Raw genomic sequence first — 11,973 nt, forward strand, 5'->3', positions numbered from 1 at the left:
CTCGCATGTCCACGAGCAGGCCGTTTCGGTTCTCCATCAGCGCGTGCAATGCGAAGGACAGCCGGGCCTCTTTGCCCACGCCCTTGCGCATCAGCTTGGCCTCGGGGTCTGTCTTGGACTCGTGGGTCTTGTTGCTGCGCTTGCTTCCCTTGAAGTCCGCGAAGCCGTTGTTGTCGTTGTCGCTGTCGTCTTCGTCCTTGGGCCGGAAGCTCTTCATCGAGGCCCACGCGTCGAGCAGCGTTCCATCGACCGAGAAGTGGTCCTTGCTCATCAGACGGCGCGCCTGCGCCTCGGCGACCACGTGCTCGAAGAACTTGCGCGTGGCCTGGTACTCGAGCAGTCGGTCTCGGTTGTCCGAGAACGCGCAGTGATCGAAGGGCGTCTCGACCATGTCCATGCCCAGAAACCAGCGAAACAGCATGTTGTAGCGCAGCTGCTCGCACAGCCGGACTTCGCTGGGGATCGAATACAGCGCCATCAGGAGCATCGACTTGAGCAGGCGCTCGGGCGGCACCGAACGCCGACCACGCTTCGAGTACATGCGGTCGAAGGTCCGATCCATCCGCTTGAGAGCGGCGTCCGCGACCTCCTTGATCTCGCGCAGCGGGTGATCCTCGGGGATCTGCTCCTCGATGTTCATCAAACACAGCATCGAGGCTTGCTTCGGCTGACGGCCACGCATGACTTCGATAGATCATGCGCGGTCGTTGATGTCGAGGTCTTTTTCCGATGTCCTGCTAGGGCTCCGACAGTAGAATCCGCGCGACTTTGAGCAGTGTCTGGATTTCCTCTTTATCGCGCCCAACCAGCAAGTCCGCCAACTCCCGCTCGACGGGGAGCATGCCGATCTCATAGCTCGCCAAGATGGTCGACAGCCGCAGCCCGAGGCCCGTCGCCAACCCGACGAGCGTGTTCAAACTCGGCGAGAACGTCCCATGCTCCAACCGGCGGATGGTGTCGTTCGACAAGCCCCCGCGTGTCGCCAAGGCCTCCTGCGACAGGCCCCTCGTCTTCCGGAGCCGACGCAGATGCTTGCCGAACCCCTTGGGATCGATCGCATAGCCCTCAGTCACGCGCTCGCCTCCGGCGCTGGGAGGCGGCACAGCTGCGCAGGAGCACACGGAAGAAGTGCAGGATGGTCATCATCCCCGGAGGACGGCCACCTTCTGAAACGTTCGGACTTTTTTCGTTTTTCTTGCCCCGGACGTCGCCAGCGCCCCCGCCCTGCTCGCCGTCGAGGGCTCCCAATCGCCGCAGAACGGCCGCAAACCGGGCATCAGGGGCCTCCCGGGTAGCATTCGCCCATGCAACGCCCCTTCTTCCTCTCCTCCCTTCTGGCGGGCTCGCTCCTGGTGCTCAGTGCCGCCCCTGCCCATGCGCAGTACCGCGATCTCTGCGACAGCTCGAAGGTCTGCGAGTACACGGGCCCGAACGCGCCGGTCCTCGACGCAGACGTCTGCCTGGATCCCACGGGAACCGTCCGGCTAAAGGGCTCGGCGGGCTGCAGCCACGCCGAGATCCCCTTCCACGCGCGCTTTGGCGAGGTCTATGAGCCGCTCCAGCAGCTCGTCGTCGCCTACATCCCGCTCCAGAGCGCTTGCACGGTCCCGGGGCTGTGCGAGGCCAAGGAGGAGTACAGCCCCAACACAGGCACCGCGCAGGCCCTGTGCTGCATCAACGGAGTCTGCTGGCCGGGCATCGACGGGTGCCAGGGGACCCTGATGTGGTGCGACGACGGGGTCTGCAACGAGGACGGGACCGTCACCTGCTTCGAGGGGACGGCACTGCCCTGACTCGCCCGAGCAGCGCCGAGACCTTGTCCGAGGCCGAGAGGAAGAGCTGGGAGTCCCCCGACTTCGCGGCCAGGTGGGAGACCAGCAGCCATGCCTCGGCGGCCTCGACGGGTTTGGCGGCGGCCTCGAGGTGCGTGGCGACGGCGACAGCGAAGCTGATGAAGTCTGTTTCTCGGTCCTGACGGGCAGCTTCGAGGTAGCTGTCTTGGAGCGCCTGGAGGGCTTCTTTGTGATCTCGAGCTCGGAGGGCCTCGACGAGCTCGAGCTTGGGGAGCTCGTCGGGCAAGACCACGGGCGCGCGCTCTCGTACGGACCACAGGTAGACGATGTTGAGGCTGAGCAAGCCGACGGTGACGATGCTCCCGAGCACCCACGGCCAGCGCCGGACCTTGCTCGCGCCGCCGAGGACGTCCAGTAGCCCGCCCATCGTTGGCCACCTGTCGCCCGGGAGCGGGGACATCCCGCGTTCCAGCGCCTGGCGAACCCGACGAGGGAGGCGCTCACCGCCTCGCGGAGGCGCCTGGATTGCGTGGAAGCGGGCCTCCAAGTCCCGACCGTCTAGCGCGAAGGGGTTGAGCCCGCTGAGTGCCTCCCACAGGCTCACGCAATAGGAGAACTGGTCTCCCTTCTCGCCTGTTCTCTGTCCTCGCAGAGCTTCTGGGGGAAGGTAGGCGAATGTGCCGTAGACCTGGTCGGGTGAGCCGGCCTCCCCTTGGAGCGACTCGAGGTTCCGGGCCAGGCCGAAGTCCAGGACGACAGCACGGCCCTGGTCGTCCAGGCGGACGTTCCCAGGCTTGAAGTCCCGGTGGGCCATCCCATGACGGTGGGCGGCTTCGAGGCCCTTACCCGCCTCGAGGTAGCGCTCGAGGATCGCCTTCGTACTCTTGCCTCGGCACCACTCGCCGAGGGTCGGCCCCTCGAGGAGCTCGAGGACGAGCCAGCGATAGTCGTCCTTGGTCCCGTGGTCGTGGATACGCACGATGTTGGGGTGTCGCAGCTGGGCGAGGAGCTTGCCCTCCCGCTCGGCGACATGGGGATCGCCCAGGGGCATGACCTTGACGGCTACTTTGCGCTCCAGCTCGTGATCCTGGGCCAGGAAGACGGTGCCGTAGCTGCCCTTGCCGATGCGCTCGAGGAGCTCGAAGCGGTCCGCGATGCTGACGGACTGCGGGTACTGGTCCGCCCCGAAGGCCTTGAACATGCGGGCCTCGTAGAAAGCATCCTCGATCGAGAGGATCGCATCGGGGGAGCTGTCTTCCATGCGGACGCGTGGCCATGGTAAACGACCGACCACCCGCATGCAGAGCGACGCCGAACTCTTCGCCGCGGCCAGCCAGGGCGACCAGCATGCCTTCGCCGTGCTGGTTCATCGGCATCGCCGCTGGGCGGAGCTCTACGCGATCAAGTGTGGGGCTGGGTCTGAGGCTGCTGATGTCGCGCAGGAGGCCTTTCTCAAGCTGCTTCGATCGAAAGACAAGGAGCTGCGGAGTGACTCGCTGCGTTCGCTGTTGAGCGTGGACATCCACTTCCAGGTGCTGCGGTTGCTTCAGAAGCAGGCCAGGCAGATGCAGCTCGAGGGGGGATCGGCGATCCCCGACCAGGAGACTGGCCTGAGCCAGGTTGCCCGTCGGCGGCGGTTGGCGGCTCGGGTGGTCGAGGCGATGGAGCGTCTGCGGAGCACGGAGCGGCGGTTGCTCGAGCTTCGGCATGTGGAGGGGCTGCGTCCGGTGGAGATCGCGGAGCGAACTGGGCGGACGGACGCGGCGATCCGGGCGGCGCTGTTTCGGGCGCGGCGAGCGTTGCGGCTGGAGCTGGGGCTCAGTAGCTAGCCTATTCGTTCATAGAGCGTGTCCAAATGCTGACCGCCAAGGAGCGAGGAAGTGTGCTCCGTGTAAACTCTGGGCAAGTGGCACTTGAGCAAAGTATCAGCAGAAAGGCTCCTGCTCGTCATCAAGATTGGGATCGAGGGACTCGATAAAGTCGTCGTCTTCCAGGTAGTCAAGCATGCGATCGTGCAGTACAGCATCATCTCCTGATGACGGGCGCTCCGAAAATTTATCGCTTTGACGCACCGCCAGTTCGGCCCCCTCGCGTGACATCTTCCCGAAATCGATAAGGGACTTGATGCACACTGCCGTAGACATCTTTGTGCCTGCCAAGAATTCTACGAGCTCGTCGGTGCTGGCTCCTGCGGCAGTCATTTGGGAGAGGTTTTCTCGGATGCGTTGGGTGGTGTGCTCGCCCATGAAATCAGGTGGCTTGATGGTATAAGAAGTGAATCGAGATTTTCGAGGGTGCAGCACGCTCTCCAATGAATTTATAGTTGGCAGCCTGGGCTGGCCCTTAGTGTTGGGTCAATTATCCTCACGATTGTTCCGTGAGCAATTTCGGCATGGCCTTGACGCACGGTGAAGTATTGACCGACGTACATTCTTTGGGCGTGCTGCTCCGGTGCAAGCAGTGTTAAATGTGCCTGTGCGGACTCGCCAGGGTTGATCTGAGACTTTCCAATGTAGGTGTGCACTGCGTCGTGTAAGGTCGTGCCACCATAGAAGTCGTGGGGCACACGAAAGCCTGACTGGACGGGGAACTGTCGACCTCCATCTTTAGTAGAGGTGAAGGTCAGCGTGACTTCGATGTGGGGAGACATGGCGCTTACAGGAGAGGAGTGTAGTTTAGGATGGACGGAGGGGACAATAACTGTAGGAGATCCGTCGGCAATACGACGGTGGGCACCGCGCCGTCGACCAGAAGGGTGTTGCCCTGGGGTATCATGTCGAGGCTACTTCGGGGTATCGATGTCTCAACGATTGTCATTGGTTCCTTCGAGAAACGGTGCAAAAGCTTGGCCTCTTCTGCTGCACCATCCAGCGTCGTTGAGAAGTACTTGACCTCTATCCCGTAGGGGTTTCGAAACTCTCCTGTTGCCTGGATATCGGCCAGTTCGGCGGGCTCCACAGCCCGGTAGAGCGGTACTGAGTCTTCTCCCCCTACAGCACTTGCAACTTCCGTTGAGCCACGAGCGCCCGCACTCGATGCTGATTGAGCTGAGAGCTCAGTTTGAGACTGGAGGACAGGGACTTCACTCGCAGATGGCTTTGTGCCCCACAGCCCAGGCCCTGTTGAACCAACCGACCTCGCAGTTGCCTGAAAACCAAGGCCAAGCCGAACGAGAGTTGCCATCTCATCAGGGTCTGCCCCGGCCAAGTTGTTTTCCATCGATGCGCGTAACATGACGTGGATTCCGTCCTCGACATGTTTTCCTCGAACTGACTGGGTCGCCCCCTGAACGACGAGTGCCCAGCCCTCGATGATTCCGACGGTTGAAGCTCCTCCAGTGGGGGCCTCCGCAAATGCTGAAATCGTGATCATTGCGATTCCCGCTGTGACTTGCGACATCGCCTCGATCTGGAACCCAGACCGAAGGATTATGTTTGCGGCATTCGCGTCTCGGCGGGCAGCGTGGATGTCCTGCCAGAGTTCTTGGCGTCGAATAGCGATATCTCGCTCGGCGTATTCGATGGTGGCGAGAAAATCGAGAGTGTCGCGCGCGGCCTGAGAGTGTTTGCCTCCCGACAAGAGTTGTACGGCGAGCAGTGACTCACGAGCAGCTGCCTCTTCGCGCCACTGGTCGAGTTGTTGTTCGCTGCGACCGATTTGATAGGCGCGCTCGGCGAAGTTGCCCCACTGGTCCGAGTAGATATGGTTTTCTGATTCTCCTGCGAACCCAGTAGGGTCGACAAAGTTGGTCGGGTTGCCACGGACGTAAGCGAAGCGGTTGACGCCATCCCCAAGCCCGATGGGGTCGGCCGCGGTCCACCGCCCGAGCCAAGGCGCGTAGTAGCGCGCCGAGTGGTAGCTGAGCCCCGTCTCCTCATCCCGCTCCATGCCCGTGAAGCGGTAGCGCTTGGGCGGGACGTCGAGCTGACTGTCCACCATGCGGTACGCGCTCGTGCCGTAGGGGTGGTACTCCTCGTGCGAGATGATGGCGCCGGTCTCGGAGACCTCCGTGGTCGCCGAGCCGAGGTGGTTGCTGAGCTGAAAGCGCCAGCTGGGGGTCGGGTCGTTCGCGGCCGCGCCGTCGAGGACGGTGCGGGTCTCGACGAGGGCGCCGCCGACGTGGAGGGTCTGCCACTCCTCCTCGAGCTGGCCGTTGACACGCTTGCGGTAGCGCTCGATGGCCCCGACGTAGACGCGCTCTTCGGTCGTGCTGCCGGAGTGCACGACGAATTTCCGCACGCGCTGGCCCCCGGCGTACTGGCAGTAGACGGTCTGGGAGCCGACCTCGACGCGGTGGAGCTGCTCGAGCTCGTCCCAGGCCATCGCCTGGAGGTGGGGCATGGTGGCGAGGTTGCCGTGGGCGTCGTGGGCGTAGCTGTGGCTGTAGGTGGGGGTGTCGCTGTAGAGGGGGCCCTGGGAGTCACCAGGGGCTGAGGTGGCGACGAGGCGGTTGCCGGTGGTGGCGTACTGGTAGTGCCGCGTCCAGCCCGAGCCCGTGCTGGGGAGGTGCTGGACCTTGGTCAGGTTGCCGACGCCGTCGTAGCTGTAGCGCTGGGTGTAGCGGCGTAGCGCGTTGGGGTCATTGGCCATGGGCGCGGCGGCGCCGTCCGGGGGGAGCTGAGCGTGGGTGCGCTGGCTGGTGCCCTGGGAGGCGTGCTCGCGGCCGGTGGCCTCGACGAGGCGGTAGAGGGGGTCGTAGACGTAGGAGTTGGCGGCGTGGACGACCTGATTTTGGAAAAAGACGGTCTGCTGGGCGTGGTCGCGGATGTCGGTGATGTTGCCGACGGGGTCGTAGTGGTAGCGGAGGTCCTGGAGACGCTCGCCGTCGCTGGTCCGGGTGGTCAGGATGTGGCGCAGACGGAAGGTCAGCGGGTCATAGTCGTGGGTGGTGACGGTGGCGTTGGCGGCCCGGGCGACGCGGGTTTGACGGCCGTGGACGTCGTAGGTGAGGTCGGAGAGGACGGGGCTAGCCGTGGCCGCGCCGCGGTGGTGGCAGTCGACAGAGGCGAGCAGGCCGCGCTGGTTGTAGGCGTAGGTGACGGTAGAGCCGTCGGGAGACAGCGCGGTGAGCAGCCGGCCGAGGGCGTCGTGGGTGCTCTCGCTGGCGAGGAGCTCGTCCTCGCCCTCGAGCGAGAGCGCTGCCGCGGCGGCCATGGCTTCGATGGTGGTGTGCGGGGCGAGGGCTGTCCAGTCGTTTTTGGCCTGGGGGTCGGCGAGCAGGCGCTGCTCGACGCGGGTGGGGAGGCCCTTGAAGTCGTAGGCGACGACGGTGGATTGACCACCGCCGCCGTAGCTTCGGTAGACGCGGCCGCGGTGGTGGGCAGCGTCGGGGTTGGGGAGGGCGTCGCCGTAGAGGGTGCGGGAGAGCAGGACTTCGGTGCCGGACGCGAGGTGGACGTAGCTGTCGACGGGTCGGCGCAAGGCGTCGAAGGTCGAGCGGAAGCACTGGCCGCGCTGATCCCAGCTGCGCAGGGGCTCTCCGGCGATGGTGGTCAAGCCCCAGCGCGAACCGGCGTCGACGCTCGACTCGGAGAGCAGCTGGCCGAGGAAGCCGTAGGTGCGCTGTTCGGCGATGTTGCCCCGGGCGTCGATGATCTTCGTGGGCAGGCCGCGGATGTCGAGCTCGGCGCGGGTCTCGAGGAGTGCTCCGTCGCCGAGGTCATCGATCGCGAGGAAGGGCCGACCGAGGCTGTCGAGGACGGCGCGGCTCGGGGTGTCGCGGTGCTCGAAGGCGAGCTGAGCCGCGCGCTTTTCCTTTTGCTCGTCTTCGGTCGCGCCGGGGAGGGCGATGCGCTCGGCGTACCAGCTGCTGTCCGCGACGGTGTCGTTGGGGTCGTAGCTGACGAGGGTCCAGGGGGTGGTCTCGACCTTGGAGAAGGTCCCGTTGGGGAGGTCCGTGCGGACGACGCGGCCGATCGGGTCGTAGTGCATGAGCGGGCTGACGCCCTGCTCGACGAGCTCGGCCTCGTCCTCGTACTCGTGGGTCGAGGAGAAGTAGGGCTCGTACTGGCGAAGGACCTGGCCCTTGTTGTCGAGGATCGCGCGACCGTTGCCGATCCACCGGAGGTTCGGGGCGGTGTCCTCGAGGATCGGCAGGCCGTCGCCGCCGAGGATCAGCTGGCCGTCCGCGTCGCGCTTGGGAGCGGGTCCGGGCTCGGCCTGGGCCTTGACGAGGATGGTCTGTCCCGCGCCGCCGAAGTAGGCGTAGCTGTGCTGCCAGGCGGTGTTTGGATCGCCGTGGGTCTCGCGGGCGCGGGCGTGGGCGCGGTTGGGCAGGCCCTGGTCGCGGAAGCGAAACAGCTCGTATTCGAAGACCGCGGTGGGCTCGTCGAGGGTGTCGCCCTCGCCGTTCGGCCCGAGGATCGCGGACTTGACGACCACGCCGCGGGTGTCGAAGGCGACCTGACTGCGGGTTCCGTTGATGTCGGTCTGCTCCCAGGGGCTCAGCAGGCGGTAGTCGTTTTGAACGTGGACGGTGTGCCCGAGGGGGGAGCTCGCGCTGACGGGGAGCAGCGCGTGGGCGTCGACGGTGGTCGTGTACTGGTTCCCGAAGGGGTCGACGAAGGTCGTCCCGGCGTAAAAGAGGGCGGGATCGGGGATGGTGTGGCCGGAGACGAGCCACAGGCCCCCGTTGTCGGCCTCGTAGCGGTAGCCGCCCTCGGACTCGAGCAAGGCGAGGCTGGGCGCGTGGTCGAGGGCGCCGAACACTGCGGTGAACTGCGACTCGTCGAGGGCGCGGGTGAGGCTGTCGTAGGGCAGCGCGCGCACGCCGTGCTGACCCTCGGGCAAGGGGCCGGAGAGGTCGTCGGCGTAGTAGCGGACCCGCCCGTGGCCCAGCAGGCGCTTGTGGACGGTGTCGGCGGGCGGCGGCTGGTCCTGGGTGTAGGGGACCTCGAGCGCGCTCGCGCATGCGCTGCGGAGCGCCTCGAACTCGACACGGGCCGAGGCCGAGGGAGCGACGCCGAGCAGCTCGAAGGACTTCGACTCCAGGCCGATGCCCAGCCGGAGGCGGTCGGGGTCACCGTGGTCGTGGGCGACGCTCGCCTCGCTGAGGGTGACGTGGGCCTTGCTCTGCTCGGGGTGGAGGTCTGGGGCTCCTGGGCGACGCGGGTAGACGAGGGCGGCGCTGCGCAGCACCGTGCCGAAGTCGTCGACCTCCAGGGTCATGCCGTGGCTGACGCGTGGATCGGTCGGCTCGCGGTCGTAGTGCGTCGTCAGGGTCTCCCTCGAGTGGACCAGGAACACGCCGTGGTCCCGATCCCGCGGGCCCTTGGGTTGCAGGCAGGACAGGGCGAAGTTGGCCTCGCTGACCGTGTAGGGGTGCGGCTCCTTGATGGGATCGCCGTCGAGGGCGTAGACCTCGCTGCGGAGCACGCGGCCGCGAAGGGCACGCGCTGCTTCCCGGGCTTCTCGAGGCGTGAGTCCGTCGGGCCAGACCGAGTCGGGGAGGACGAACGCGCTTGGATCGCCGGCGTAGTACTCCTGGGAAAAGATCGCCGAGACGCGCTGCCAGCCCGCGAAGGCTCCGGTGTGCATCCACGTCTTGGTGTGCACGGGCGGCTGGTGGAGCTTCTCCTCGACGGTGTTCGAGGGGGCGTGCTCGAAGCTGAACAAGCTCGCGTCGGCGTCGGAGAAGGCCTCGAAGGACTCGGTGTCCCAGGTCTCGACCATGCCAAAGCCACGGAACTCGCGCTCGTACGCGTCGTGGTAGCCGTGGTGGTAGGCGTAGTGGCGGACGGCCTTTTGCTGGCTGATCTGGTCGTGGGTCTCGACCCGCGCGACGAGCTGCACCGGGTAGGGCAAGGAGGTGGCCCAGGGTCTCCCGGCGGCGCGGTCACGCAGGTAAAAGGTCGTCGAGGGCTCGTAGTGGGTGCGCGTGACGAGGCCCCGGTTGTTGTCGACCTCGACGAGGAGGTTGGGCTTTTGGGGGCCGTTGAGGTCGAGGTAGCGGAGTTGAAGGCCGCGCTCTGCCCCGAGGGGGCTCGACCACACCAGGCAGGCGGTCCCTCGGCCTTCGAGGTCGATGACGTCGACGGTGCCAGCGGCGTGGGCCAGGGGGAAGGCGTTGAGGCGCTGCGCCGAGGAAAAGGTGTTGCCGGACAAGTTCTTGCGGACGAAGCAGCCGCGCGCGCCGAGGTAGATCAGATCGCTGGGCCCCGTGCCGTCGAGATCGACGAGCTTGACCCGCGCGGGCGAGAACTGGTCCGGGTGGTCGAGGAGGGTGTCGCCGCCCATGGCCGTGCGCACGCCGAAGCGGCCGTAGCCGAGGTTGGGCCAGTAGTGGACGCCGCCGCTGCTGATGCACACCAGATCCGCGAGGCCGTCGCCGCTCATGTCGGCGAACAGCACGGCGCGCTGGGGGTCGCGGAAGATCAGGCGGGGGGAGCCGTGCTGATCGCGGGGCAAGGGGACGCGCTGGGCGGCCTCGAAGCCCCGCTTGCCGGCGCTGCGGTACCAGTCGAGGTGCTCGCCTCGGGGGATCAGCAGGTCGGGGAGACCGTCGCCGGCCAGATCGAGGCGCTGGGCCTCGGGGTGGCTGAGATCCGCGGTCGGGAGCTGGGCGAAGGGGACGAACTCTCCCCACTCTCGCCCGGTGCCGTCGGGGTGCAAGGTCGCGCTGCCATCTCGGCGGTCGACGTAGCCCGCGAGGGGCGAGCGCATGTCCACGACGAGCTTGGGCCCGGCTCCTTCGAGGGCCGAGAGGCCGGCTCCAGCGGACAGCTGGGCGGCCGTGGGCTTGGGGAGGACCTCGGGGGGACCGAAGCGGCCCGAGCCGAGGTTGCGCTTGTAGAACCACGCGCCGCCGTGCTCGGCGAGGATGCCCGGGAGGCCTTCGCCGTGCAGATCCACGAAGCGGAGCGCGGCGCCGTCGATGCCGGTGGGCAGTCCCTCGAGGGCGCTCGCTTCGAGCGTTTTTGGGGCCCGCTCGGGGACAGACTCGGAGTAGCGAAAGCGCAGCGCCGGGAACTCGGCGGCCACGAAGCGGCCCGTGTCGGGGTTCTTCTCGTAGGCGACGTGGGCGATCGCGTCCACGCGGGTGACGCTCGGGGCCTCGCGGTGGCTCAGCACCGTCGCCGCGACGAGGTAGGGCTCGGCGTCGAGTTCGGGGATGCGGTGGAACATGAGCACGCGCCGGCACAGTCGACGGGTGCGCAGGTCGAAGCCTGGGCGGAAGCTGGAGAAGGCGTCGGGGCGCAGCGCCCAGGGGCGGACCGCTTGGGGCGAGATGGCGAGCTCGCCGTCGATCTCCTCGCCGTGGCCGCCGTAGTCGAACACGACCTCGAACAGCCAGTCTCCTGCGACGTGGGGGGTGCCGTTGCCGTAGAAGATGCGCGCGGGGTAGCGCTGGGCCGTCGAAGCTCCGCGCGTGGCCTCGGCCGGGCTCGAGCCGTCAACGCCTGCTCGGTCCTCGGGGGCGTACTCGTAGACGACGACGTGGCCTCGGTCGTCGCGGACCTCGTCGAGGAGCCAGCGGAACACCCGCTCGGGGCGCTCGGGGTCGTGGACGGTGCTGTTGCGGCTGGGGTCGCGGCCGTAGAGGCTGTGCACGTTGTCGCGGGAGAGGGTCCGCCAGTGCGTACGTCCGGTGCCGTGCTCGACCCAGCGCTCGATCCGGGCGAAGGCGCCCTCGACTCGCGGGCGATAGCGGTGAACCCGAAAGCCCTCGCGCTCGAGGATGACCCGCTCGCCCTGGGCGTCGCGCTCGGGGACGAGGTCCTCCGCGCCAGCGAGCACGAACACGTCGGCTTCGGACTCCGAGTCGTCGCGGTAGCGAGGGAGGCCTCGCTCGGTCTTGCGGGCGATCACCGGTAGCCCGAGGCTCCACCCGTGGCCGAAGGGGCCGTTGCCCGAGCCGGAGCTGTAGGACAACGCGAGCGAGGGGGCCAGGCCACCCGCGCGCCCGGGGCTGAGCGCGAGGGGGACGGATAGACCCGCCGAGCCGGTGAACATGTCGGCCTCGAAGGTCTCGCCCATGCCCCGCACGGCGCCGCCGCCCTTGGGGAGCTCGAGCTGGGTTCCGAACTGGCTCTTGTCGACGAAGGGGCTGTCTTCACCGGACCCGTCCGCGCCGGGGGCCGAGCTGGCTCCCCAAGGAGAGGGGCGCTGCTGTCCACCAGGCCGAGGCGCTTGGGGGTCCCCGTCGCCACTACCGGCACCGAAGATGTCGTAGTCGCTCATC

At 66.8% G+C, this 11,973-nt stretch carries 7 protein-coding genes; 2 read left to right on the forward strand and 5 right to left on the reverse strand.

From position 1 onward, the window contains the following. The coding region (locus PPSIR1_RS25850; protein ID WP_006974138.1) for an IS5 family transposase at positions 1 to 640 on the reverse strand (640 nt) is incomplete at its 3' end. Between the two features lie 97 nt (positions 641 to 737). Beyond that, positions 738 to 1,073, reverse strand: a complete 336-nt coding sequence (locus PPSIR1_RS25855; protein WP_006974139.1) for a helix-turn-helix domain-containing protein — start codon at positions 1,071 to 1,073, stop codon at positions 738 to 740. 231 nt (positions 1,074 to 1,304) lie between these two features. Between PPSIR1_RS25855 and PPSIR1_RS25860 the strand changes: the two genes are divergently transcribed. Then, positions 1,305 to 1,793 (forward strand): hypothetical protein, encoded by a 489-nt coding sequence (locus PPSIR1_RS25860; RefSeq protein ID WP_006974140.1) that lies wholly within the window; start codon positions 1,305 to 1,307, stop codon positions 1,791 to 1,793. Here PPSIR1_RS25860 and PPSIR1_RS25865 read toward each other — a convergent pair. Beyond that, a complete protein-coding gene (locus PPSIR1_RS25865) occupies positions 1,762 to 3,054 on the reverse strand; it encodes a serine/threonine protein kinase (protein WP_006974141.1) in 1,293 nt (430 codons plus the stop codon). The genes PPSIR1_RS25860 and PPSIR1_RS25865 overlap by 32 nt on opposite strands. Positions 3,055 to 3,091: 37 nt before the next feature. Here PPSIR1_RS25865 and PPSIR1_RS25870 point away from each other — a divergent pair, with 37 nt between their 5' ends. After that, a complete protein-coding gene (locus PPSIR1_RS25870) occupies positions 3,092 to 3,622 on the forward strand; it encodes an RNA polymerase sigma factor (protein WP_006974142.1) in 531 nt (176 codons plus the stop codon). 96 nt (positions 3,623 to 3,718) lie between these two features. Here PPSIR1_RS25870 and PPSIR1_RS25875 read toward each other — a convergent pair whose 3' ends face one another. Both PPSIR1_RS25875 and PPSIR1_RS25880 read right to left on the reverse strand, forming a co-directional pair. After that, the gene (locus PPSIR1_RS25875) at positions 3,719 to 4,096 is read right to left on the reverse strand and encodes a hypothetical protein (protein WP_157595989.1); all 378 of its coding nucleotides are present in this window, start codon (positions 4,094 to 4,096) and stop codon (positions 3,719 to 3,721) included. A gap of 352 nt (positions 4,097 to 4,448) precedes the next feature. After that, entirely contained in the window at positions 4,449 to 11,972 is a 7,524-nt protein-coding gene (locus PPSIR1_RS25880; protein WP_006974144.1) for a SpvB/TcaC N-terminal domain-containing protein, read from the reverse strand. Position 11,973: the final 1 nt, after the last annotated feature.

This window comes from Plesiocystis pacifica SIR-1 (genome assembly GCF_000170895.1).
Taxonomy (GTDB): Bacteria; Myxococcota_A; Polyangia; order Nannocystales; family Nannocystaceae; genus Plesiocystis; species Plesiocystis pacifica.